This window comes from Mesorhizobium sp. WSM4829, from assembly GCF_055811475.1.
The window spans coordinates 139,874-162,212 of record NZ_JBVVQJ010000011.1 but is presented as its reverse complement, the minus strand read 5'-3'; the positions used below and the strand labels follow the sequence as shown (position 1 = coordinate 162,212).

Sequence of the window (22,339 nt, the reverse complement as noted above, 5' to 3'; positions counted from 1 at the left end):
CGCTCCGTTCGCGGGGAGAGCGACGGCGGCGGGTGCCAGTTAAGGTGCATGGAGCGACCGATGCGGCAACGCTGAGGAGCTTACTACGGCTTTGTCGCGCAGATCGCGAAGCGATGTTGAGTGGCGCGTTCGAGCGCCTTGGGCCAACTCATCCGTCGAGCCTGGGCGCGATGGATCGCGCCCAGTTTCCAGTCCACGACCGGCTGCTCGAACCCGGTTTCGGCCAGCAAGCGAACTATCTCTTCCGCCCGTGCGCCGCCTGAGAAATAGACACGGGCAAGAATGTTCTGGTGACGTCTGGCCATGGCGGCGCCGTCATCGTCCGATACCTGGGACTTGCCGACCGTGAGCTTCTCCCAAAATTCCCGCAAAAGCGTCGCCCAGTTGCGGCTGACAAAATCGCCGTCGATGACCAGCAGCCTGCCGCCGGGCTTCAGCAGCGAGAACCATTCGGCAAAGGCCGCCTTCGGATCCAGCAGCGTCCAGACCAGGTGACGGGTGACGATGACATCGTAGCTCGCCCTGTCCTCGAGCGTCCGTTCTGCATCCCTCACGATGAAGCGGATATCGGCGCCGCGTTTCTGTGCCTTGGCGCGCGCCTTGGCGAGCATGGCTTCCGACCAGTCGAGGCCTGTCACCACAAAGCCCAGATCGTGCATCAGATGCGAAATGACGCCAGTCCCGCAGGCGAGATCCAGGGACGCCCGCCCGGCGCCTGGCCCAATGTGCCTGCTTATGAGCGCATGCCAGGCGGCACGCTCCTGCTCGGAAAAAATCTCGTGGCCGACCTGCAGGTCGAATGTCTCGGCGCGGTCGGACCAATAGTCCCGAATCTCGTCGCGCAGCGAATAGTTTGCCTGAGCCGTCATTGCCCGAAACGCACTCCCCAAGCGGTTACATTGGAATTGCTCTAAAAGAAAATTCTTGATTATACAATTCATGTTTCATAAGCGGGGCCGGCAACTGAATTGCGAGAGCCCAATGATTTTGAAATCGATATTTGCGGCCGCGGTCGCGCTCGCGGCCTTGATGCCGCTTACCCCAGGCGCGCGCGCCGAGACCGTCACCGACATTGCCGGCCGCAAGGTCGAGGTGAAGACGCCGGTCGAGAAGGTCATCCTCGGCGAAGGCCGGCAGATCTACCTGATCGCCGCGCTCGATACCGACAACCCTTTCAAGCGCATCGTTGGCTGGCGCGAGGATTTCTCCCAGGCCGATCCGGACAATTACGCCGTCTATCTGGAAAAATTCCCGTCGATGGCGGCGATACCGACCTTCGGCGGTTTCAAGGACGGCACCTTCGACATCGAGCAGGCCATCGCACTTGACCCGGACGTGATGATCATGAACATCGAGTCCAAGCAGGCAACCGAGGACGCGCAATACATCGAGAAGCTCGCCGCCGTCGGCATTCCGGTGGTCTATGTCGATTTCCGCGAGCAACCCTTCACCAACACCGAGCCCAGCATGCGCCTGATCGGCAAGCTGCTTGGCCAAGAACAGCGGGCCGAGGCGTTCATCGCCTACCGCGCGGCCCAGATCGCGCGCGTCACCGATGTGATCGCAGAGAAGAACCCCAAGCGCCCGACCGTGTTCATCGATCGCGCCGGGGGCTATTCCGATGATTGCTGCATGAGCTTCGGCAACGACAATTTTGGCAAGTTCGTCGACATGGCCGGCGGGGCCAATATCGCGGCCGACCTGATCCCGGGCACGTTTGGCGCGCTCAATCCCGAACAGATCATTGCCAGCGATCCCGACCAGGTGATTGTGACGGGCGGCAATTGGGAGGCCTATGTGCCGGGCGGCAAATGGGTCGGCGTCGGTCCCGGCGCCGACGAAGCCGCGGCACTGAAGAAACTCAAGGGCCTGACCGAGCGGCCCGCGCTAACCGGCATCAAGGCGGTGGAGAACGGGCAGGTCCACGCCATCTGGCACCAGTTCTACAACAGCCCCTATCAGTTCGTCGCCATACAGCAGATGGCCAAATGGCTGCATCCCGACCTGTTCGCCGATCTCGACGCCGAGGCCACCTTCAAGGAGTTGCACGAGAAGTTCCTGCCGGTCGGGTACAGGCCTGGCCATTGGGTCTCGCTCTCCGATGAGCAGTGAACCGGCCGCACTGTCAGCCAAGCAAGGGCGCGGGCTCTACCGCGCCCTGGTTCTGCGCAAGCAGCTGATCCTGGCGGGGCTCGCCCTGGCGCTGCTGCTGAGCCTCTGCATCGACCTCGCGCTCGGACCCGCAAGCTATAGCCTCGACCAAGTGGTGCTCGCCCTGGTTTCTCCCGGCAGTGTGCCGCTTCAGGTGCGCGTCGTGTTGTGGGACATCCGGCTTCCCATCGCGCTCATGGCAGTGGTCGTCGGCGCAGCACTGTCGGTCGCCGGTGCGCAGATGCAGACCATCCTCAACAATCCGCTCGCCAGCCCGTTCACGCTCGGCATTTCGGCGGCGGCCAGCTTTGGCGCAGCCCTCGCGCTCGCCTTCGGCGTCGCGCTGATCCCGGCCGCGATCGAATATATCGTGCCGCTGAACGCCTTCGTGGTGGCGATGCTGACCGCGCTCGTCATCCACCTTCTGAGCCTCAAGCGCGGCGTGACGGTCGAAACCATCGTGCTTCTCGGCATCGCGCTCGTATTCACCTTCAATGCGCTGCTGTCGCTCGTCCAGTATCTTTCCTCCGAGCAGGCGCTCGCCGCGGTCGTGTTCTGGACGATGGGAAGCCTCACCAAAGCCACCTGGCCCAAGCTCATCATCACCAGCCTCATCCTTCTCGCAACACTTCCGATATTCGTGCGCCGCGCCTGGGCGCTGACGGCGCTGCGGCTAGGCGAAGACAAGGCCGCGAGCTTTGGCGTCAAGGTCGCACGCCTCAGGCTCGAAACCATGATGATGGTGAGCCTGCTTGCTGCCATTCCCGTCGCCTTCGTCGGCACGATCGGCTTCATCGGGCTTGTCGGTCCGCACATCGCCCGCATGCTGATCGGAGAAGATCAGCGCTTCTTCCTGCCCGCCTCGGCGCTTTCGGGGGCGCTCATCCTTTCGGCGAGTTCGGTTGCCAGCAAGTCGCTCGTTCCAGGCACGATCTTCCCGATCGGCATCGTCACCTCGCTTATCGGCATTCCCTTCTTCATCTCGCTGATCCTCTCGAATGTGAGGCGCTCATGGTAACGATCAGGCTCGATGGTCTCGGAGCCTTCCACGGGGCGCGGCTCGTCCTTTCGGATGTTTCAACTCCGATTTTCCGGGGTGGCGAGGTTGTCGCCGTGATCGGACCCAACGCAGCGGGCAAGTCGACGCTGTTCAAGCGCATCGCAGGACTTCTGAAGGGCCCGGGACGCGTCTGCCTCGAGGGAGCGGCGAAGGGACCGGACGGCATCTGCTATATGCCGCAGGATACGGCAGCCAACGCGGTGCTGACCGTCTATGAATCGATCCTGCTCGCCCGCAAGCAGGGCTCGGCCTGGTCGGTCAGCGACGGCGACCTCGCACTCATAGACGGCATCCTGGCCGCGCTCAGCATCTCGGATCTTGCCTTTCGCAACGTCGGAGAATTGAGCGGCGGGCAAAGGCAGGTGGTAAGCATTGCCCAGACCCTGGCTCGCGAACCTGAAATCCTGCTGATGGACGAGCCGACGTCCGCGCTTGACCTGCACCGGCAGGTCGAGGTGCTGACCTTCATGCGCGGGCTTGCGCGCAAGCACGGGATCGCGGTGCTGATCGCAATTCACGACCTCAATCAGGCCCTGCGCTTCGCCGACAAATGCATCGTCATCGCCGAGGGCCGGATGGTCGCCTGCGGCACGCCGGAAGAGGTTGTCACCCCGGCGCTATTGCGTGATGTGTACCGCGTCGAGGCGAGGATCGAGCGCTGCTCGCGGGGCATCGGTCATGTCATGGTGGACGGCGTTGCCGCCGAAACGGCAGCGACTGCATCGATAGCAGCCTGAGGCATCTGCGGTCGAAAGCCAAAAGCCTGGAAAATAGATCAAAATTCTAGCGTAAATAATTGAATTAAAAACATTTTCAGACGCCAATGCGGTTACTTTGGCGACGAATGGAAGCGTTCGCTTTCGACCGCTGCACGTCCCTCGACGAGCTGCTGTTCTACGAGACATCTTGGGTAGACAGAGGTCGTGAAAACGCGCGATAAGGTTAGCCTGCGCTAGATTCAGAGATGGCCGGGGCACCAGATGATGGCACGCCGAATGTGCAACGCAATGCTTGGCTTCGCGGCGCTTGCCATAACCGCGTGCCAATCGGCGCCTGAAACGCCTCGACCCACTGTCGAACCTGCGTTAGGACCTGGACCCATTCCTGCCCAAACCGCCTCGGATCCTGCCGCTGTTCCTTCCGGCTCGGCAATTATTGATCAATCCGTGGCGGTCACTCCCCCTGCCAAGACCGTCCCGACAAAATATGCTGCTTTTTCGGGTCTATGGGCCGGACGATTGGAGGGGATGTATGACACCAAACTTGCTGTTCAGACGATTTCTTCCAATGGCAAGGTGACGGTCACCTATGCGTGGGGAACTCTGGGCGACAACCATCCGGGAGAGGCCGCCGGCACTGGAAGAATCGTGGGGACTACGTTGAAGCTCGAGCGCCTGCCGAGTGGCGCAGACGTCAGTTTTGTCATGCGGCCCGACAGAACCCTGGCCGGAACCGTCAGGCTTGCCGGTCAGACCTACACGGGCGCGTTCGTCAAGCAATGATCGAAGACATGCCCGGAAGGCTATGTTGCTGTTGCCCGATCAGCCCGCGGCGTTCTTCCATGGGCGCCGACTTCTGATCGAGAGATGACCGCGGGCGATTGGGTTTGTTCGACGCGCGCTTGATCGCCAGTCTAGCCGCTGTTTGCGCTGACCGCGTCACCAAGCACCTTTGTGCGGGGCTGTATGCGCGCGGCGGCAGGCGCGAACACCGAAATTGCCTTCGGGTGGACCTTGAAATGCGCCGGGGTCGAGGTGACGATCTCACCGTCAGTGTTCACCGGCATCGGCCTTTTCGTCTCGATGTCGAACTCGACGCATCTGGCTGTGCGAACCTCGCTCCAGGCGCCGTGCGTGCCGGAGCGGAACGAGCGCAACAAGAGGGCCATCTTCCAGAGATTCGTCATTTCCAGGCTGTAAAGGTCGAGATGGCCGTCATCGATCTCCGCCGTCTCCTCGACGACGTTGCCGCCGCCATAGTGGCGGCCGTTGCCGACCGCTATCTGGTAGGTCTCGACTTCGGTCGTTGCGCCCTTTTCGGTAATCCTTGCTTCAAAGTGGCGAGCCTTGGTCAACACTTTCATGGCCGCCAAGGCATAGCCAAACCTGCCGAAACGCTTCTTCAGCGCCGGATCCAGCCCCTGGGCAAGATCGGTGCTGAGGCCGATGCTCGCGACGTTGAAGAAAGCGTGGCCATTGACGGTCCCGATATCGATCAGACGTCGTCCGCCCTCTACTATCACGTCGGCCGCCTTTCCAAGATCCAACGGTATTTCGAGGGTACGCGCCAGATCGTTCGCCGTCCCCATCGGAATGATGCCCATCGGCAGCCCGCTTTCCATGACCGCGACCGCCGCCGAGGACACCGAGCCATCGCCGCCGCACACGATCACAAGATCGGCCCTATGGCGAAGGCGCACGATGTCGCGTGCTATCTCGGGCAGTGCCTCAAATGTCTCGACGCTGACGCGGAGCCCTCCGGCTTCCAGCCGCTCGACGACCGGTGCGATGGATTCCTGCCCGCGTCGTGCTTTTGGATTGATGAGTAGAAGCGCGCGTCTGTTCGTAATGTCATTCATGCGGCGTAGATAGGGTGCGTGGCTGCGGATTACGACGTCGACAGGCGCGCCCGGGGAAACAAGCCACAAAATCACGGCTTCGGCAGCCGCTTGTGGAGGTTGAAATTCGGTCCACATAATAATACCGAAAATGGGTAACTACCAAGGTGCGGACATGACCAACACAGTCACAGCCAAAGGACAGGTGACCATCCCGAAGCCGGTCCGGGACCTGCTCGGAATCGTTCCGGGCAGCAAGGTTGATTTCCGCCGCACCGATGACGGCAATGTGGTGATTGTGCGTAGTGACAAGAAGCAGCCCGCGAGCCGCTTCGCGAAATTGCGCGGCCATGCCGGCAAGGGCCTCGACACCGACGCGATCCTGGCGCTGACGCGTGGCGACGCGTGACGCTGGTCGGCTCGATCCTGTAACGGACGATGCGAACTGGGCGGATTGGTCGATCGACCGGCTTAAGGCGGCAAGCCTCAATGGGCCGTTGCTGATCAACGATGCGGTCTATGCCGAACTTGCCGTCCGCTATGACCGCACGCCTGTTTCTCGTCCGCTGCTTCGCGCGGCGTGTGCGTAGGCCCCGCGGCTTGGGTCCACGCCATCGCGGCGAAAATAATTGCAACTCCACCGAGAATAATCCTGGTTCGACCGCGTTCTCCCCCAGGTAACAGCGCCCCCTTGGTGACCGGAGAGACCACAATGGAAATTCTTGACTGCGAACGCATCGCGAAGGCCAAGCGGGCTTTCACGACCCGCCGAATTCCCACTGAGCGCATGCGGATGTTGCTTTCGCCTCCCGCCGAACCGAAGGCAGGCGACCTGGTGCTCGCGCGGATCGAGGCGCTCGGTCACCACAAGTCGGTCGAACTGCCCTCGGGACGCAAGGCGGCACTTGCCGCGACGGACGAAGTCGTCCTAGCCTACGGCAACCGCTACGCCCCTGATCAGTTCGAGGCGATCGTGCCGGCAGATCTCGGACCGTGCCATATGGTGGCGGCAGGCGGAGTGGCTTCGCGGGCGTTGGCATGGCACGACAAGACCATGTCTCCGACTGCGATCGTGCCGCTCGGCCTCGTCACCAACTCATGCGGCCGCGTTCTGAACGTTGCAGACTTTGCGGTCGCGCCGCAGCCGGCGCGGCTCACCCCGCCGACAATCGTTGTCTTCGGAACGTCGATGAATTCGGGCAAGACGACAACAGCTGCAAGCCTCGTGCGTGGTTTGACCAGGGCAGGTTTCGCAGTTGGTGCGGCAAAGGTGACCGGAACTGGAGCCGGCAATGATCTCTGGTCGATGATGGATGCCGGAGCATGCGCCGCTCTTGATTTTACTGATGCCGGCTTTGCCACGACCTATCTTGCCCCAATCGATGCCATCGTCGATGGCGCGCAGCATTTGCTGCATTCTCTTGCCGCCACCGGGGCGGAGATCGCGGTTCTGGAGGTCGCGGATGGGCTATTCCAGTCCGAGACGGCCGCGCTGGCAAAGTCCCCGCAATTCCGCGAACTGGCCGGCGGCGTGCTGTTTGCCGCAGGCGATGCGATGGGCGCGGTGGCGGGCTGCGAAAGGCTGCGCGAGCTTGGATACGACGTGCTCGGGCTCAGCGGGCTCCTGACCTGCTCGCCGCTGGCGCGCCGGGAAGCAGGCGCTGCCAACGTCCCTGTCTATGGCGTCAAGGAACTCACCGATCCGGCGACCGCGGCAAGCATAGTCTCAGGGATATTGAACCCGCGCCTGATGGTAATCGCTGGAGGTGCACAATGCCTCTACCAGGAATCCTGATCGGCACGCGACTGGTCGCTCTTGCGGTTCTTGTCGCCATCGGCTTTGCCAAGGCCGCCACGTCGCTCGCTCTTGTCGCCATCGTCGGTGCGGCGGTTTCCGGGGAACCGCAGCCGCTCGGGCAGGGCAGGCTGATCGTGGCCAGCCTTTCGCTCGGCATCGCGCTCTTCGCACTCGGGGTGATGCAGCGCCGACAGGGGGCAGCTTTTGCACTGGACTATGTGCGCGAGGTCCGCAGACTGCTGGTCGAGCAACTCTTCGCGTTGCCGCCTGGCGCCGGCCGGACCGGTCTCGGCCTGGTAATGACCCGCCTCGTCACCGACCTCTCCGCCATCAGATCCTGGCTGGCCGACGGCGTCGCCTCCCTCTTTGTTGCGGGTCCTTGCGTCGTTCTCATCGTGCTTGGCGCCTTCTGGCTTGCCCCGGCGGTTGCGCCGTTCCTGCTTTGCGGCGTTCTTGCTTGGTCGATCGTCTGTCTTGTTGCCCTGCCGTTTCTTCATCGGGCCATTCGCGAAAGCCGGCGCAGGCGGGGACGGCTTGGCGGCCGTCTCGGCGACATCGTTGTCGCCCGGGCGGCGTTTGCCCATTTCGGCAAAAGCGGAACGTCCACACGCAAGATCGACCGGATGTCGGAAGCGCTCAACATGTGGCTCGTCCGCCGGGCAGGATGGTCGGGGGCTGCGCGCGCGTCCAGCGACTTCGTCATGCCCGTGATCGTCGTCATCCTCGTGGCCTATGCGTTTTCGGGCCGCCCGGCGATGCTCGTTGGCGATCTCAGCACGCTATTGCTCCTCGCCGGACTGACGGTTGGCCAGCTTTCCGACCTCGCTCGCGCCGCCGATTATCGGCTTGCCTATGTCGAGTCCCGCCGCCGGATTGCCTCCATCCTGGCAAGGCCGGTGCTTGCGGATCCTGTGAATCCAGTTCCCCTGCCGCGCTCGACGTCAGGCCGGCGGCTGCGCATCGAATTTCATTGCCGAAACGGCACGCCGTCAAAAGTGCTGGTGGCCGCGCCCGGCGCCTCGATCCTGCTTGGCGGTGATACGCCTGAAGCACGCAGTGCGCTTTTTTCCAGCATCGCAGGTTTTGAGGAAAACAGCGGCCTGGCGATTTTCCTCGATGACATTCCTGTCGACAAGATTTCGCAGCGCGACCGGCGCCGGGCAATCACCCTTTTGTCGCCGGCGATCCCGTTGGTGCGGGCTACAATGGTCGACAATATAGCCCTGGGAGCGCCCTCAGCGACCCCGCAGGAAGAGATAATCGCCACGGCCTCGCTGTGCGGCCTGGCAGTCGATGGACCGCCAGACAGCGGCCAGAGACTGGAGCCTGCTCGCGTTAGTGCAATGCAGGCCGCCCGAATCCGTGCCGCACGAGCGCTGGTCCGATCAGCGGCCGTGCTCCTTATCGACGACATCGATGTCTGCAAGGACCGGGACTTGCTTGCGGCCGTTCTTGCACACGCGCGTGCCGCGCAAACGACAGTGATCGTCTCGTGCGAAGCAGCCACCGCGGGCATGGAATTCGACGATACCTGGCTTCTCGATTGCGCGTGATCGGGAGATTGCCTCGGCGCTGCCCATGTCTTGTTACGACCATAAATAGTCGCGACTAGAGACATCGATCCACAATATGGATCGCATTTTCGCCGCAAGTCGCTGATATACAGCCGATTGCATGGCAAAAATCGGTTATGCGAGATAATTGGTCCATGATATAGACCTGTATTGCGAAAATCTGGAATGAGCGGGAGGAGATCGCTTCGTTCCCGATTTCGGCGTGAGCAGGCGTTGTTGCCTGGTCCGAGCGGAGGAGCTTGACGCATGGCAGCGGCCAGCAACAACACGATGATCGTCGATACGCCGGCCGAGGTGCTGGATGCGCGGCCAGGGTCACGGCTGATGTGGCCGGTCGAGGCGGTGGCCTCGATCCTGCTCGTCTTCGTCATCGGTCTGCTGCTCGCCGGCGTCATCTCGCGCTACGTACTATCGCTGCCGATCGTCTGGATCGATGAGGCCGCCTCCATCTCCTTTCTCTGGCTCGCCATGCTCGGCTCGGCGATCGCCATCGACCGCAACGAGCATCTGCGTCTTACCATCTTCCTCAACCTGATCCCCGAGCGCGGCCGCCACTTCGTGGACGCCCTCGCTTTGCTCGTCGTGGCGACGGTGCTGCTCGCGCTGATCGTGCCGGCAAGCCAGTATGTACAGGAAGAGTGGTACGTCACCTCGGCGGCGCTCAACATTCCGATGAGCTTCCGCGCCTCGGCAATTGTCGCCGGGCTGGCATTGATGTCGGTTATCGCCGTGGGCCACGCGATCCGCGCAGCGACGCTCGCCAACCTGGCCGCCGCTGTCGCAGTCATTGCCGCACTGGCCGTGGTCGGCTGGCTGCTTTCGCCATTGTTCCTCACGCTCGGCTACACCAACATCGTCATCTTTCTCGTCGGCGTGGTGGCGGTCTGCCTTCTGCTCGGTGTGCCGATCGCTTTCTGTTTCGGCGTCGGCACGATCGCCTTCATCGCCTTTAGCACGCACGTGCCGATGATCGTGCTTGTCGGCCGCATCGACGAGGGGATGTCGAGCCTCATCCTGCTGTCGGTGCCGATCTTCGTCCTGCTCGGCTGTGTGCTCGACGCGACAGGCATGGGCAAGGCGATCGTCGAATTCATGGCGTCGCTGCTCGGCCATGTGAAGGCCGGCATGTCTTACGTGCTGCTGGGCTCGATGTTCCTCGTCTCGGGCATTTCCGGTTCGAAGGTTTCCGACATGGCGACTGTCGCTCCGGCACTTTTCCCCGAAATGAAGCGGCGCGGCCACAAGCCCAAGGAGATGATCGCGTTGCTCGCAACCGGCGCTGCGATGGCCGATACGGTGCCGCCGTCGATCGTGCTGATTGTGCTCGGCTCGGTCGCCGGCGTTTCGATCGCCGCGCTTTTCACCAGCGGCTTCGTCATCGCCGTGGTTCTGTTGCTCGTCCTTGCGGTGCTCGCGCGCTGGAAGGCTTCGGGCGAAAGCATGGAAGGCGTACATCGCGCTCCGTTCTCGCTCGTCTGGAAGACGCTGCTCGTCTCCGCCCCCGCTCTGGTGCTTCCCTTCCTGATCCGCGGCGCCGTCGGCGGCGGCGTCGCCACCGCCACCGAGGTTTCCACAATCGCCGTGCTCTATGCGCTGGTCATCGGCGCCTTGTTTTATGGCGGCATCGGCGCGAAGAAATTCTACGCCATGCTGGTCGAGACGGCGGCGCTGTCCGGCGCCATCCTGCTCATTCTCGGCACCGCCTCGGCAATGGCCTGGGCGCTGACGCAAACCGGCTTCGCCAACCAGCTGGCCATCTACATGACCGACCTGCCGGGAGGCTGGTTCTCCTTCATGCTCGTCACCATCGCCGTCTTCATGGTTCTCGGCTGCGTCCTTGAAGGCCTGCCAGCGATCGTTCTGATGGCGCCGATCATGTTTCCGATCGCCGCTCGGCTGGGTATCAACGACGTGCACTATTCGATGGTCGTCGTGACGGCGATGAACATTGGACTCATGGCGCCGCCTATCGGCATCGGCTTCTACATCGCCTGCAAGATCGGCGACGTCTCGCCCGACGAGGCCATGAGCGCCATCTGGCCCTACCTCGGTGCGTTGCTTGCCGGCCTGTTGCTGATCGCCGCCGTCCCGGCGCTGTCGGTAGCCTATCTCTAGCCACTCGGATTCAACCAGGAGGAAACACGATGACCATCACCCGCCGCAGCTTGATGATAGGCGCAGCCGCATCCATCCCGCTCGTGAGCACCATCCGCTACGCCGGGGCGCAGGCGGCGGAGTTCAACTACAAATACGCCAATAACCTGCCGCTCACCCACCCGATGAACCTGCGCGCGCAGGAAGCCGTCGAGAAAATCCGCGACGAGACCGGCGGCCGCGTCGCCATCCAGATATTCCCCAGCAACCAGCTCGGCGCCGACACCGACATGCTGAGCCAGGTTCGCTCGGGCGGCGTCGAATTCTTCACGCTGTCGCCGCTGATCCTTTCCACGCTCGTCGCCAATGCCTCGATCAGCGGCATCGGCTTTGCCTTCTCGGACTACGACGCCGTGTGGGCGGCGATGGATGGCGACCTCGGCAAATATGTGCGCGGCGAGATCGAGAAATCGAACCTGGTCGTCATGGAAAAGATCTGGGACAACGGCTTTCGCCAGATCACCAGTTCCGTCGGCCCGATCGAGACGCCCGCCAACCTCGAAGGCTTCAAGATTCGCGTCCCGGTCAGCCCGCTCTGGACCTCGATGTTCACCGCCTTCAAGTCGGCGCCGGCCAGCATCAACTTCGCCGAAGTGTATTCGGCGCTGCAGACGAAGATCGTCGACGGGCAGGAAAACCCGTTCGCCATCATCTCCACGGCCAAGCTCTACGAGGTGCAGCAGTTCTGCTCGGTCACCAACCACATGTGGGACGGCTTCTGGTTCCTCGCCAACAAGCGGGCCTGGGAGGCGATGCCGCAGGACATGCGCGAGATCGTCGCCAGGAACCTCAACGAGGCCGGCGTGAAGGAGCGCGAGGACGTCGCCAAGCTCAACGCCACGCTTGAGCAGGAGCTCGCCGCCAAGGGCATGAAGATCAACCATCCGGATGCGGCCCCGTTCCGGCAGACGCTGAAGGACGCCGGCTTCTACTCCGAGTGGAAGGGCAAATACGGCGACGAAGGCTGGGCCATCCTGGAAAAGGCTGTTGGCGCCAGCCTGACCTGAGCGCGGGCGGCTCCCGGGCGGGCAGGGCATGTGGCTCAACCGCCCGATAACAGCCGCGATTTTTGTAAGGAATTCGATGGTGGTCGACCGGCTCAGGGGAAAATCCGCAATCGTCTTCGGCGCCGGATCGTCCGGACCCGGCTGGGGCAACGGCAAGGCGGCGGCGGTCGCCTTCGCGCGCGAAGGTGCGCGCGTCGCCTGCGTCGATCTCGCTGCGGCGGCCGCCGCCGAAACCGCTGGTATCATCCGCGACGAAGGCAACCAGGCGATCGCGTTGTCGGCCGACGTGACCAATCTGGGCTCGGTCGAACTGGCAGCGGCGGCAGCAATGGAGGCGTTCGGCGCCATCGACGTCCTGCACAACAATGTCGGCGTGACCCATATGGGCGGTCCCGTCGAACTCGATGAGGACGCGTTCCAGGCCGCCCTCGACCTCAATATCGGACCGGTCTACCGCACCGCCAAGGCGGTGTTGCCGCATATGCTCAAGAGCGGCGGCGGTGCAATCGTCAATATCTCGTCGCTCGCCGCGATACGCTACGTCGGCTATCCCTATTTCGTCTATTATGCGGCCAAGGCCGCGGTGAACCAGGCCACAGTGGCGCTGGCCATGCAATATGCGCGGCAAGGTATTCGCGCCAACTGCATCATGCCGGGCCTGATCGACACGCCGATGATCTACAAGCAGATTTCCGGCCAGTATGGTTCGGCCGACGAGATGGTGGCCGCCCGCAACGCCATGGTGCCGATGGGGCGGATGGGAACAGCGTGGGACGTCGCTGCGGCGGCCGTGTTTCTTGCCTCCGAGGAAGCGCGTTTCGTCACCGGCGTTTGCCTGCCTGTCGACGGCGGCCAAAGCTGCGCCGTCTGCGAGCTCCGCTGACCATGGACATCGCACTGCCCCCAGAACGCGATCAGACCGGCTCGCAGAGCGTCGACCGGGCGCTCAGCCTTCTTTCGATGGTCGGCCGGCACGCCGACCGCGGCGTTTCGCTCTCCGATATCGTCGAGGAAAGTGGGCTGAACAAGCCGACAACGCGCCGCCTGCTGCTGGCGCTGATGCGCGCGGGAATGATCGAGCAGGACGAGACGACGCGGCGCTATTTTCTCGGCGAGGAGGCCTACGTGCTGGGCAGCCTCGCCTCGCGACGTTTCGGCCTGCTTCAGGTCTCGATGGAAAGCCTGCTGCGCCTTTCCAGAAAGACCGAGGATGCCAGCTTCCTCTCGGTTCGCCGCGACACATACTCGGTCTGCCTCTATCGCGAGGAAGGCACATACCCGGTCAGGACTCACGCGCTGCAGGCCGGCTTCGAGCACCCACTGGGCGTTGGCGCCGGCTCGCTCGCCATGCTCGCCGCACTCCCCGACGAGGAAGTGGAAGCGGTGCTGGCGGCCAATGACGCGGTGCTCAAATCCGACTACCCAATGCTCCCGGTCGAGCTGATCCGGCGCGACGTCGAAACGACGCGCGCCAACGGCTATTCGCTCAATCCCGGCCGCATCGTCACCAATTCCTGGGGCGTCGGGGTTGTGCTTCGCAGCGCCGACGCGCGGCCAGTCGGCGCACTGTCGATCGCGGCGATCGACAGCCGGATGCAGCCGGCAAGACAGGTCGAACTCGTCGGATATCTCATGCAGGAGGCAAGGCGCGTCGAGGAACGGCTTGCCCAGATGTTCGCCTCGCGCGCGCATGTGCGCGAGCACCCCACTTTAAAGCCCCGCGCCAGGAGGTTGTCACAATGACGAAGTCGGAATTGGAAAACACCGGGCAGTTGATGGCGCCGGCAGCGGCGCCCAGGCTTGCTGATGCCGGCGTCGAGCCCGGCGTCATCGACGCCATCTTCGTCTGCGTGTCGTTGCTGGAGCGCGCGAAGTGATGACTATTGTCCCAGGCGGCGTGACGCCTTCCTCCACGCGCGTCATGAACCTCTCGCATTTTCTGACCCAGGCGGCACGCCGCAACCCGCACGACATCGGCTTCGTCTGGCGCGAGCGGCAGTGGACATGGCGCGAGATGGAAGCGCGCGTCGACGCGATGGCCGCCGCACTCCGCGACGACTTCGGCGTGACAAAGGGCGACCGAATCCTCGTCCAGTCGGCCAATTGCAACCAGATGTTCGAATCGATGTTAGCCTGCTTCCGGCTCGGAGCCGTCTGGGTGCCGGCGAACTACCGTCAGTCGCCGGACGAAGTCGCCTACCTCGCCAAGGCCAGCGGCGCGCGCGGCCTGATCTGCGGCGCGGGCTTCCCGGCTCATGCTGCTGCCTGCCGGGAAACAGTCCCTGGGATCGACTTCGTCCTGTCGATCGGCGCGGCCGAATTCGGCGATGACTACGACGCCGTCGCCGCCCGTTTTGCCGGCCGGACCGTTGCCAGCGTCGCCGTCGATCGCGACGATCCCTGCTGGTTCTTCTTCACCTCCGGCACGACCGGCCGGCCAAAGGCCGCCGTGCTCACGCATGGCCAGATGGGCTTTGTCATCACCAATCATTTGTGCGACCTGATGCCCGCCACGACCCGCGACGACGCCTCGATCGTGGTGGCGCCGCTGTCGCATGGGGCCGGCATTCATCAACTCGTGCAGGTGGCGCACGGCGCCAAGTCTATCCTGCTGCCAACCGACAAGCTCGACGTGCCGACGGTCTGGGCGCTGGTCGAAGAATGGCGGGTGACCAACGCCTTCACCGTGCCGACCATCCTCAAGATGCTGGTCGAGGACGACAGCGTCGACCGGTTCGACCATTCCTCGTTGCGCTATGTCATCTATGCCGGTGCGCCGATGTACCGCGCCGACCAGAAGCGGGCGCTCGAGAAGCTCGGGCCGGTTCTGGTCCAGTATTTTGGCCTGGGGGAAGTCACGGGCAATATCACTGTGCAGCCTCCTTCCTATCATTCCGTCGAGGATGGCCCGCAAGCGCGCATCGGAGCCTGCGGTTTCGAGCGCACAGCCATGCAGGTCGAGATCCAGGACGACGCCGGCAATGCCGTCTCGCCGGGCGAAACCGGCGAAATCTGCGTGATCGGGCCTGCAGTCTTCGCCGGCTATTACGACAACCCGCAAGCCAACGCCGCAGCGTTCCGCAACGGCTGGTTCCGCACTGGCGATCTGGGCCACATGGCCGAGGACGGCTTCGTCTACATCACCGGCCGCTCGTCCGACATGTATATCTCAGGCGGCTCCAACATCTATCCGCGCGAGATCGAGGAGAAGATCCTGCTCCATCCCGACATCAGCGAAGCCGCCGTTCTCGGCATTCCCGATCCCGTCTGGGGCGAGGTCGGCGTCGCGGTTTGCGTCGCACGCGCCGGCGTTGTGCGCGAAACGATCGCGATTGAGCGCTGGCTGGAAGGCAAGCTCGCCCGCTACAAGATGCCCAAGCGCTTCGTGTGGTGGGAGACGATGCCCAAATCGGCCTATGGCAAGATCGCCAAGAAGTTGATTCGCGAAGAGCTGGAGCGCCGCGGCGAGTTGGGACCGTCCGAGCCGAAGCTCTCGGCATGAGGAGCAGGCGATGAACAGCAGCCACCAAAGCCGCGCCGTGGCGATCACCGGCGGCGCATCGGGCATCGGCCTTGAGACGGCGCGCTTGCTGACCGAGCGCGGCTTCGAGGTCTTCCTCCTCGACCTCGCCACCCCAGCGCTGGGTTCGGCCTGCACGGATCTCGGCCTCAGCGAGGAACGCGGCATTGTCTGCAACGTCGTCGACGAAGCGGCTGTCGACGAGGCCATCGGCCGGATCACCGCCGCGCACAGCCTCGCCGCGGTCGTGAACTGCGCCGGCATAGCGATGGACCGGCCGTCGGTCGAGACCAGCGTCGAGGATTTCCGCCGCATTGTCGACGTGAACCTCACCGGAACGTTCATCGTCTCGCGGGCTGCGGCGCGCTACTGGCTTGAACGGAAGCTGCCGGGAGCGATTGTCAATATCAGCTCTGTTTCTGGTCTTTGCGGCAACAAGGGCCGCAGCGCCTACGGCGCATCGAAGGGCGGCCAGAATCTGCTCACGCTCGTCATGGCCAATGAGCTCGGCGTCGATGGCATCCGCGTCAATGCCGTCGCACCCGGGCCGATCGAAACGCCGTTGACGCAGGCCGTCCACACCGAGGATGTCCGCCGGCAGTGGTTGGAGCGCGTGCCGCAGCGCCGCTACGGCACGCCGCGCGAGATCGCGGGAGCGGTGGCTTTCCTGATTTCCGACGCGGCCAGCTACATCAACGGCCAGATTCTCGCCGTCGATGGCGGCTTCATCCATGCCGGCCTTGTCGCCTGAGATGGCTCCGATGCGCAGCATCCGCCATCCCGGTCCGATCGCCTCGGAACGTTTCGCAGCGATGCCCTGCGCCGCAGAGCCGCTGACGCTGCGGCTTGAAGCCGGCAGCTCGATCAATGACGCCGTGGCGCAGGCCCTCGCGGTCGCCGGGTTCAGCAGCGGATATATCCGCCTGCGCAACGCGCGGGTTGACCCAATGCGCTACGTCGTCCCCGCCGCCTCTCCCGATGGCACGCACGCCGCGTGGTACAGCGATATATCAGCACCGGAAGGCATAACGGTCATCGAGGATGCGGGCCTCGTCGCCGGCCGGCGCGACGAGCGGGCATTTTTTCATTGCCATGGCATCTGGCGCACCCCCGACGGCGTGCGCCGCATGGGCCATCTCCTGCCGCTCGACTCGCGCTTGGCGGAGCCGGTTGAGGTCACCGCCTGGGGTATCGAGGGCGCGCTGTTCGACGTGCGTGACGACGCCGAGACGAATTTTCGCCTTTTCGCGCCGATCAGGGCTCAGCTCCTGGGTGAGCGCCGCGGCCGCCGCGCCGCCATCTGCACGGTAAGGCCCAACGAGGATATCGGCCAGGCGATCGAAGCCCTTTGCCGACGGCACGGCTTTGACCACGCTTCGATCCAGGGCATCGGCAGCCTGGTCGGCGCGGATTTCGACGACGGCTCGGCGGTCTCCTCCTATGCGACGGAAGTTCTCGTCACGGACGGCGCCGTGCGCTCCGGTCGTTGCACGCTCGACATCGCGCTGGTCGGCATGGACGGTGTGATATCAGCAGGTCGCCTTCGCCGCGACGCTAACCCCGTCTGCGTGACGTTCGAACTGCTGGTTGTCGCATCCGATGAGAAACCTGCCTAGTTGAGGATGCTGACCACGCTGTGTGCCGTGTCGCTGCGGCCCCACTTGGTCGACCGTGGATCAGGATCATCCGAAATTTAGGTTTCACGACCCGGTCAGAGCGGTTTTCGGATCCATTTTGCCAGGACCCCAACGATGCCTTCCCGGAACGACAGCACCGCGACAACGAAGATGATGCCCTGGCCGATCGTGACCCAGTCGCCGAATGTGGCGAGGTAGTTCTGCATCGTGACGATGACTGCCGCGCCGACGATCGGTCCGAACACCGTGCCCATGCCGCCCAACAGCGTCATCAGCACGACTTCGCCGGACATCGTCCAGTAGACGTCGGTAAGCGACGCCAACTGGAACACGATGGCCTTGGTTGCGCCGGCGACGCCGGCGAGCGTGGCCGACAGCACGAATACGGCGAGCTTGTAGCGGTTGACCCGATAGCCCAGCGAGATCGCGCGCGGCTCGTTCTCGCGGATCGCCTTCAACACCTGGCCAAACGGCGAATGGATGATCCGATAGATCAGCAATATGCCGGCGAAGAAGATGGCGAGCACGAAGAAATAGAGAACTTCGCTCGAACGCAGGTCGATCAGCCCGAACAGATGGCCGCGCGGCACGGCCTGGATGCCGTCCTCGCCGCCGGTAAACGCCGCCTGCAGCGAGAAGAAATAGATCATCTGCGCAAAAGCCAGCGTCACCATGGCGAAATAGATGCCGTGGCGGCGAATGGCGAGCGAGCCGATGGCGAGACCGAGCACGGCTGCCACCAGCGTGCCCGCGATAATGGCAAGCTCAGGCGTCAGGCCCCACACCTTTGCTGCATGGGCCGAGACGTAGCTCGCCATGCCGAAATAGGCTGCGTGGCCGAAGGACAGGAGACCGCCGAAGCCGAGCAACAGGTTGAAGGCGCAGGCAAACAGCGCGAAGCACAGCACCTTCATGACAAAGATCGGATAGAGCAGAAATGGAGCGGCGACGAGGAAGACGAACAGCGCGGCGAAGATCGCAAGGTGATGACGGGGCATGCCCGCAGCGCCGACGGACGTTATGGCCGCCATAGCGATCGGGTTGGTGTCGGTTGTCATCACACACTCCGTCCAAACAGACCCGCGGGCTTGACCAACAGCACGAGCGCCATGATGACAAAGATCACCACCGCCGAGCCTTCCGGATAGAATACGCGGGTCAGCCCCTCGATCAGCCCGAGCCCGAAGCCGGTGAGGATCGAGCCCAGGATCGAGCCCATGCCGCCGATGACGACGACGGCGAAGACGACAATGATCAGGTCTGCCCCCATGTTCGGATTGACTGCGTATATCGGCGCGGCGAGCACGCCGGCGAAACCCGCGAGTGCGACGCCGAAACCATAGGTGAGCGTGACCAGCAGCGGCACGTTGATGCCGAACGCGCCGACCATGGTCGGGTTCTCGGTCGCAGCCCTGAGATAGGCGCCAAGCCGGGTCTTTTCGATGATGAACCAGGTCGCAAGGCACACGATGAGGGAAGCCACGATCACCCAGGCGCGCGAATTCGGCAGGTACATGAAGCCGAGATTGTACCCGCCGTTCAGAAGCGGCGGCGGCGGGTACGGCAGGCCGGATACGCCGAAAAACTGGCGGAAGAAGCCGACGATGATCAGCGCCAGGCCGAATGTGAGAAGCAGCCCGTAGAGATGGTCGAGGTGATAGAGCCGTCGGATCAGGACGCGCTCAAGCACGATGCCGGTGACGCCGACAATCGGCGGGACGATGAACACAGCCCACCAGTAACCGACGCCAAGATAGTTGAGCAGCATCCAGGCGCCGAAGGCGCCCAGCATGTACTGGGCGCCATGCGTGAAATTGATGATGTTCAGGAGACCGAAGATGACCGCCAGCCCGAGGCTCAGAACCGCATAGAAGGAGCCATTGATCAGCCCGAGCAGCAATTGCCCGAACAGGACCTGAGGCGGAATTCCAAGCAGTTCGAACATGGTCGCTCCAGCTGACTTGTCGACAAAACAACGCGCCGAGCTGTTCGGCGCATCGTTGGCGAGGCTCGCTTACTTGACGAGCGAACAGCCGCCTTCGGCGAGCGGGCGGAACGCTTTATCGGCCGGAATGGTGGCCACCGTCTCGAAATAGTCCCATGGAGCCTTCGATTGGTCCGGCTTCTTGACGCGGAACAGATACATATCGTGCAGCTTGCGCCCGTCGGCGCGGATGGTGCCCTTGCCGAATAGCGGATCCTCGGTCGGCATTTCCTTCATTTTGGCCATCACCTTGGCCGCATCCTTGTCGCCGACGGCCTCGACGGCCTTAAGGTAATGCAGGACAGAAGCGTAGACTCCGGCCTCGATCATCGAAGGCTTTTGTCCGGCATTCCGCTCCTGGAAACGGGCAGAGAACTCCCGCGTTTGATCGTTCCTGTCCCAGTAGAACGCGCTGGTGAGCACGAGGCCTTGCGCCACTTCGAGGCCAAGCGCATGCACGTCATTGATGAACATCAGCAGGGCGGCGAGCGCCTGGCCACCCTGGGTGATGCCAAATTCCGACGCCTGCTTGACCGCGTTGATCGTGTCGCCGCCGGCATTGGCGAGGCCGACGACCTTGGCGCCCGACCCTTGCGCCTGCAGCAGGAAGGACGAAAAATCCTGGCCGGGGAAAGGATGACGGACGGCGCCGAGAACCTTGCCGCCCGATGCTTCGACGACCGCCGTCGTATCGCGCTCGAGCGCGTGGCCGAAGGCGTAGTCGGCTGTGACGAAGAACCAGCTGTCGCCGCCCTGTGCGACCATGGCCGAGCCCGTGCCGTTGGCAAGCGCCCAGGTGTCGTAGGTCCAGTGGACGGTGTTGGGCGAACAGGCTTTGCCGGTGAGGTCGGACGAGGCCGGACCCGAGGCGAGGAAGATCTTGTTCTTCTCCTTGGTGATCTCGTTGACGGCGAGCGCCACCGACGAGGTTGGCACATCGGCGATTACATCGACGTTTTCGGTGTCGTACCACTGGCGGGCGATGTTCGAGCCGACGTCCGGCTTGTTCTGGTGGTCGGCGGAGACGATCGACACATTGATGCCCTTGTCCGTCGCCTTGAAGTCTTCGACCGCCATCTGGGCCGCGATGACCGAGCCTTCGCCAGCGATGTCTGCATAGATGCCGGAACGGTCATTCAGAACGCCGATCTTGACATCTGTGGCGTAGGCCGCGCCGGCAATCAGCAGGCTCGCCGTCGAAGCCAGGACAAATCCCATTTTTTTCATCGCTACTTCCCTCCGATTGCGGCGCAACGCGCCGTTGATGATGTCTAGACGCCGAGATAGGCGTGCAGCTTGTCGATGTTGGCGTCGAGTTCGTGGTTGGGGATGGTGTCGATCACGCGCCCCTGTTCCACAACATAGTGACGGTCCGCGACCAACGCGGCGAAATGAAAATTCTGTTCGACGAGCACGATCGTGAATCCCTCGTTCTTGAGCCGGGCAATGGTGCGGCCGATCTGCTGCACGATGACCGGCGCAAGCCCTTCGGTCGGCTCGTCGAGCAGCAAGAGCTCGGCGCCCGTCCGCAAGATCCGGCCGATGGCGAGCATCTGCTGTTCGCCGCCCGATAGCTTGGTGCCTTGGCTCGAAAGCCGTTCCTTCAGGTTCGGGAAGAGCTCGAAAATCTGCTCGACGGTGAGCCCACCGGGCCGCACCTGCGGCGGCAGCATCAAATTCTCCTCGACAGAGAGGCTGGAAAAGATCGCCCGTTCCTCGGGGCAGTAGGCGATGCCCATCTGTGCGATCAACCGCGACGGCAGCTTGATCGTTTCCCGACCTTCATAGGTGACCGAGCCCGAGCGCCTGGAAAGAATTCCCATGATCGCCTTCAGCGTCGTCGTCTTGCCGGCGCCATTGCGGCCGAGCAGCGTCACCACTTCACCTTCGCCAACCTCGAAACTGACGCCGTGAAGCACATGGCTCTCGCCGTACCAGCCCTGCAGGCCATCGACGCGAAGCAGGGGTCTCGTCGAGGGGCCAGCAGCCGGCCTGCTTGCAAGTTCAACTTCAGGCATGTCCGGCCCCGATATAGGCTTCGATAACGCGCGGATCCTTGGAAACCGCAGCATAGTCGCCTTCGGCGAGGACTTTGCCGCGAGCGAGCACAGTGATGCGGTTCGACAGCGAGGCGACGACCGACAGATTGTGCTCAACCATCAAAATGGTGCGGTTCTTGGAGATGCGCCGGATCAGCGCCGAGATGCGCTCGATGTCTTCCTGCGCCATGCCGGCCATGGGCTCGTCGAGAAGCAGCATTTCAGGGTTCAGCGCCAGCGTCGTCGCGATTTCAAGCGCGCGCTTGCGGCCGTAGGACAGATCGCTGGCGCGGATGTCTGAAAACGCGGTCAGGCCGACGTCGGCGAGAAGCGCCGCACCCTCGCCATCGAACTTGGAGAGCACTTTTTCGGAGCGCCAGAAATCGAAACTGTCGCCGCGCCGGCGCTGCAGCGCGATGCGGACATTCTCGAGTGCCGTCATGTGCGGAAACACCGCCGATATCTGAAAGGAGCGCACAAGGCCCAGCCGCGCGATGTCGGCCGGCTGCATCCTGGTGATGTCGCGGCCTTGGTAGCGGATCGCGCCGCGCGTTGGCTGGAGGAATTTGGTCAGCAGGTTGAAGAGGGTCGTCTTGCCTGCGCCGTTGGGGCCGATCAGCGCGTGGACCGATCCTCGCTCCACCGTCAGGTTGACATTGTTGACAGCGACAAAGCCCCCAAATTCCTTAGTCAATCCCGCTGCTTCGAGGATCGCTCCGGAACTCATGCGCGAAAGCCTTCGCCCATCATCGGCGTGAAAACGTGGAAACGGCTGCGAGGCTGCCCGCCCCCAGGGTGACTTCCATGGTTCCTCCCGTGGCTTTCCCGCCCCGCAACAAACGACCTAATGCACATCGC

General features: G+C 63.2%; 23 protein-coding genes. 16 read left to right on the top strand and 7 right to left on the bottom strand.

The genetic code is table 11. From position 1 onward, the window contains the following. Positions 1-83: 83 nt before the first annotated feature. Positions 84-869, bottom strand: coding sequence for a class I SAM-dependent methyltransferase (locus tag AC0L17_RS13695; protein WP_473516201.1), 786 nt, complete (start codon positions 867-869; stop codon positions 84-86). Positions 870-1,029: 160 nt separating this feature from the next. On the opposite strand from AC0L17_RS13695, the gene AC0L17_RS13690 reads away from it, so the two are divergent. From AC0L17_RS13690 to AC0L17_RS13675, 4 genes are all read left to right on the top strand, one after another. Then, positions 1,030-2,112 (top strand): ABC transporter substrate-binding protein, encoded by a 1,083-nt coding sequence (locus tag AC0L17_RS13690; RefSeq protein WP_473516227.1) that lies wholly within the window; start codon positions 1,030-1,032, stop codon positions 2,110-2,112. Then, entirely contained in the window at positions 2,102-3,169 is a 1,068-nt protein-coding gene (locus AC0L17_RS13685) for a FecCD family ABC transporter permease (protein WP_027156395.1), read from the top strand. The genes AC0L17_RS13690 and AC0L17_RS13685 overlap by 11 nt, the downstream gene beginning before the upstream one ends. Then, entirely contained in the window at positions 3,163-3,948 is a 786-nt protein-coding gene (locus AC0L17_RS13680) for an ABC transporter ATP-binding protein (protein WP_473516200.1), read from the top strand. Before AC0L17_RS13685 ends, AC0L17_RS13680 begins: the two co-directional genes overlap by 7 nt. A gap of 510 nt (positions 3,949-4,458) precedes the next feature. Further along, on the top strand, positions 4,459-4,713 hold the full coding sequence (locus AC0L17_RS13675) for a hypothetical protein (RefSeq protein WP_473516199.1): 255 nt from the start codon (positions 4,459-4,461) through the stop codon (positions 4,711-4,713). Between the two features lie 131 nt (positions 4,714-4,844). Here AC0L17_RS13675 and AC0L17_RS13670 read toward each other — a convergent pair whose 3' ends face one another. Then, on the bottom strand, positions 4,845-5,789 hold the full coding sequence (locus tag AC0L17_RS13670; RefSeq protein ID WP_473516198.1) for a lipid kinase: 945 nt from the start codon (positions 5,787-5,789) through the stop codon (positions 4,845-4,847). 154 nt (positions 5,790-5,943) lie between these two features. Here AC0L17_RS13670 and AC0L17_RS13665 point away from each other — a divergent pair, with 154 nt between their 5' ends. From AC0L17_RS13665 to AC0L17_RS13610, 12 genes are all read left to right on the top strand, one after another. Then, positions 5,944-6,177 (top strand): AbrB/MazE/SpoVT family DNA-binding domain-containing protein, encoded by a 234-nt coding sequence (locus tag AC0L17_RS13665; protein WP_091589924.1) that lies wholly within the window; start codon positions 5,944-5,946, stop codon positions 6,175-6,177. After that, entirely contained in the window at positions 6,164-6,358 is a 195-nt protein-coding gene (locus tag AC0L17_RS13660) for a hypothetical protein (protein ID WP_473516229.1), read from the top strand. Before AC0L17_RS13665 ends, AC0L17_RS13660 begins: the two co-directional genes overlap by 14 nt. A 122-nt stretch (positions 6,359-6,480) precedes the next feature. Then, entirely contained in the window at positions 6,481-7,563 is a 1,083-nt protein-coding gene (locus AC0L17_RS13655) for a P-loop NTPase family protein (protein ID WP_473516197.1), read from the top strand. Then, positions 7,542-9,119: an ABC transporter transmembrane domain-containing protein gene (locus tag AC0L17_RS13650; protein ID WP_473516196.1), complete on the top strand. Its 1,578-nt coding sequence runs from the start codon at positions 7,542-7,544 to the stop codon at positions 9,117-9,119. Before AC0L17_RS13655 ends, AC0L17_RS13650 begins: the two co-directional genes overlap by 22 nt. A 291-nt stretch (positions 9,120-9,410) precedes the next feature. Next, positions 9,411-11,255, top strand: a complete 1,845-nt coding sequence (locus AC0L17_RS13645; RefSeq protein ID WP_473516226.1) for a TRAP transporter large permease — start codon at positions 9,411-9,413, stop codon at positions 11,253-11,255. Positions 11,256-11,284: 29 nt separating this feature from the next. Then, positions 11,285-12,301 carry a TRAP transporter substrate-binding protein gene (locus tag AC0L17_RS13640; RefSeq protein WP_473516195.1) on the top strand — a complete coding sequence of 339 codons (1,017 nt, stop codon included), beginning with the start codon at positions 11,285-11,287 and terminating at the stop codon, positions 12,299-12,301. A 79-nt stretch (positions 12,302-12,380) separates the two neighbouring features. Next, a complete protein-coding gene (locus tag AC0L17_RS13635; protein WP_473516225.1) occupies positions 12,381-13,184 on the top strand; it encodes an SDR family NAD(P)-dependent oxidoreductase in 804 nt (267 codons plus the stop codon). A gap of 2 nt (positions 13,185-13,186) precedes the next feature. Then, positions 13,187-14,044 (top strand): IclR family transcriptional regulator, encoded by an 858-nt coding sequence (locus tag AC0L17_RS13630; RefSeq protein ID WP_473516194.1) that lies wholly within the window; start codon positions 13,187-13,189, stop codon positions 14,042-14,044. Next, a complete protein-coding gene (locus AC0L17_RS13625) occupies positions 14,041-14,178 on the top strand; it encodes a hypothetical protein (protein ID WP_473516193.1) in 138 nt (45 codons plus the stop codon). The genes AC0L17_RS13630 and AC0L17_RS13625 overlap by 4 nt, the downstream gene beginning before the upstream one ends. Next, positions 14,178-15,803, top strand: a complete 1,626-nt coding sequence (locus AC0L17_RS13620; protein ID WP_473516192.1) for an acyl-CoA synthetase — start codon at positions 14,178-14,180, stop codon at positions 15,801-15,803. Before AC0L17_RS13625 ends, AC0L17_RS13620 begins: the two co-directional genes overlap by 1 nt. A gap of 10 nt (positions 15,804-15,813) precedes the next feature. Continuing rightward, positions 15,814-16,572, top strand: a complete 759-nt coding sequence (locus AC0L17_RS13615) for an SDR family NAD(P)-dependent oxidoreductase (protein WP_473516191.1) — start codon at positions 15,814-15,816, stop codon at positions 16,570-16,572. Between the two features lie 10 nt (positions 16,573-16,582). Next, positions 16,583-17,437 (top strand): PCC domain-containing protein, encoded by an 855-nt coding sequence (locus AC0L17_RS13610; RefSeq protein ID WP_473516190.1) that lies wholly within the window; start codon positions 16,583-16,585, stop codon positions 17,435-17,437. 95 nt (positions 17,438-17,532) lie between these two features. Here the strand turns inward: AC0L17_RS13610 and AC0L17_RS13605 are convergent, their stop codons facing one another. From AC0L17_RS13605 to AC0L17_RS13585, 5 genes are all read right to left on the bottom strand, one after another. Beyond that, the gene (locus tag AC0L17_RS13605; RefSeq protein ID WP_027156408.1) at positions 17,533-18,516 is read right to left on the bottom strand and encodes a branched-chain amino acid ABC transporter permease; all 984 of its coding nucleotides are present in this window, start codon (positions 18,514-18,516) and stop codon (positions 17,533-17,535) included. Beyond that, a complete protein-coding gene (locus AC0L17_RS13600; RefSeq protein ID WP_027156409.1) occupies positions 18,516-19,403 on the bottom strand; it encodes a branched-chain amino acid ABC transporter permease in 888 nt (295 codons plus the stop codon). Before AC0L17_RS13600 ends, AC0L17_RS13605 begins: the two co-directional genes overlap by 1 nt. Positions 19,404-19,472: 69 nt before the next feature. After that, positions 19,473-20,660, bottom strand: a complete 1,188-nt coding sequence (locus tag AC0L17_RS13595; protein WP_473516224.1) for an ABC transporter substrate-binding protein — start codon at positions 20,658-20,660, stop codon at positions 19,473-19,475. Between the two features lie 53 nt (positions 20,661-20,713). After that, positions 20,714-21,460 carry an ABC transporter ATP-binding protein gene (locus AC0L17_RS13590; RefSeq protein ID WP_473516189.1) on the bottom strand — a complete coding sequence of 249 codons (747 nt, stop codon included), beginning with the start codon at positions 21,458-21,460 and terminating at the stop codon, positions 20,714-20,716. Further along, the gene (locus AC0L17_RS13585; protein WP_023799662.1) at positions 21,453-22,208 is read right to left on the bottom strand and encodes an ABC transporter ATP-binding protein; all 756 of its coding nucleotides are present in this window, start codon (positions 22,206-22,208) and stop codon (positions 21,453-21,455) included. The genes AC0L17_RS13590 and AC0L17_RS13585 overlap by 8 nt, the downstream gene beginning before the upstream one ends. Positions 22,209-22,339: the final 131 nt, after the last annotated feature.

What these genes read in the sequence shown, in the direction of transcription:
- AC0L17_RS13620 (WP_473516192.1), top strand. Translation starts at nt 14,178, where the DNA reads ATGACTATTGTCCCAGGCGGCGTGACGCCTTCCTCCACGCGCGTCATG.
- AC0L17_RS13685 (WP_027156395.1), top strand. Translation starts at nt 2,102, where the DNA reads ATGAGCAGTGAACCGGCCGCACTGTCAGCCAAGCAAGGGCGCGGGCTC.
- AC0L17_RS13675 (WP_473516199.1), top strand. Translation starts at nt 4,459, where the DNA reads ATGTATGACACCAAACTTGCTGTTCAGACGATTTCTTCCAATGGCAAG.
- AC0L17_RS13610 (WP_473516190.1), top strand. Translation starts at nt 16,583, where the DNA reads ATGCGCAGCATCCGCCATCCCGGTCCGATCGCCTCGGAACGTTTCGCA.
- AC0L17_RS13615 (WP_473516191.1), top strand. Translation starts at nt 15,814, where the DNA reads ATGAACAGCAGCCACCAAAGCCGCGCCGTGGCGATCACCGGCGGCGCA.
- AC0L17_RS13595 (WP_473516224.1), bottom strand. Translation starts at nt 20,660, where the DNA reads ATGGGATTTGTCCTGGCTTCGACGGCGAGCCTGCTGATTGCCGGCGCG.
- AC0L17_RS13670 (WP_473516198.1), bottom strand. Translation starts at nt 5,789, where the DNA reads ATGAATGACATTACGAACAGACGCGCGCTTCTACTCATCAATCCAAAA.
- AC0L17_RS13640 (WP_473516195.1), top strand. Translation starts at nt 11,285, where the DNA reads ATGACCATCACCCGCCGCAGCTTGATGATAGGCGCAGCCGCATCCATC.
- AC0L17_RS13605 (WP_027156408.1), bottom strand. Translation starts at nt 18,516, where the DNA reads ATGACAACCGACACCAACCCGATCGCTATGGCGGCCATAACGTCCGTC.
- AC0L17_RS13650 (WP_473516196.1), top strand. Translation starts at nt 7,542, where the DNA reads ATGCCTCTACCAGGAATCCTGATCGGCACGCGACTGGTCGCTCTTGCG.
- AC0L17_RS13695 (WP_473516201.1), bottom strand. Translation starts at nt 869, where the DNA reads ATGACGGCTCAGGCAAACTATTCGCTGCGCGACGAGATTCGGGACTAT.
- AC0L17_RS13645 (WP_473516226.1), top strand. Translation starts at nt 9,411, where the DNA reads ATGATCGTCGATACGCCGGCCGAGGTGCTGGATGCGCGGCCAGGGTCA.
- AC0L17_RS13690 (WP_473516227.1), top strand. Translation starts at nt 1,030, where the DNA reads ATGCCGCTTACCCCAGGCGCGCGCGCCGAGACCGTCACCGACATTGCC.
- AC0L17_RS13630 (WP_473516194.1), top strand. Translation starts at nt 13,187, where the DNA reads ATGGACATCGCACTGCCCCCAGAACGCGATCAGACCGGCTCGCAGAGC.
- AC0L17_RS13665 (WP_091589924.1), top strand. Translation starts at nt 5,944, where the DNA reads ATGACCAACACAGTCACAGCCAAAGGACAGGTGACCATCCCGAAGCCG.
- AC0L17_RS13585 (WP_023799662.1), bottom strand. Translation starts at nt 22,208, where the DNA reads ATGAGTTCCGGAGCGATCCTCGAAGCAGCGGGATTGACTAAGGAATTT.
- AC0L17_RS13655 (WP_473516197.1), top strand. Translation starts at nt 6,481, where the DNA reads ATGGAAATTCTTGACTGCGAACGCATCGCGAAGGCCAAGCGGGCTTTC.
- AC0L17_RS13680 (WP_473516200.1), top strand. Translation starts at nt 3,163, where the DNA reads ATGGTAACGATCAGGCTCGATGGTCTCGGAGCCTTCCACGGGGCGCGG.
- AC0L17_RS13600 (WP_027156409.1), bottom strand. Translation starts at nt 19,403, where the DNA reads ATGTTCGAACTGCTTGGAATTCCGCCTCAGGTCCTGTTCGGGCAATTG.
- AC0L17_RS13590 (WP_473516189.1), bottom strand. Translation starts at nt 21,460, where the DNA reads ATGCCTGAAGTTGAACTTGCAAGCAGGCCGGCTGCTGGCCCCTCGACG.
- AC0L17_RS13625 (WP_473516193.1), top strand. Translation starts at nt 14,041, where the DNA reads ATGACGAAGTCGGAATTGGAAAACACCGGGCAGTTGATGGCGCCGGCA.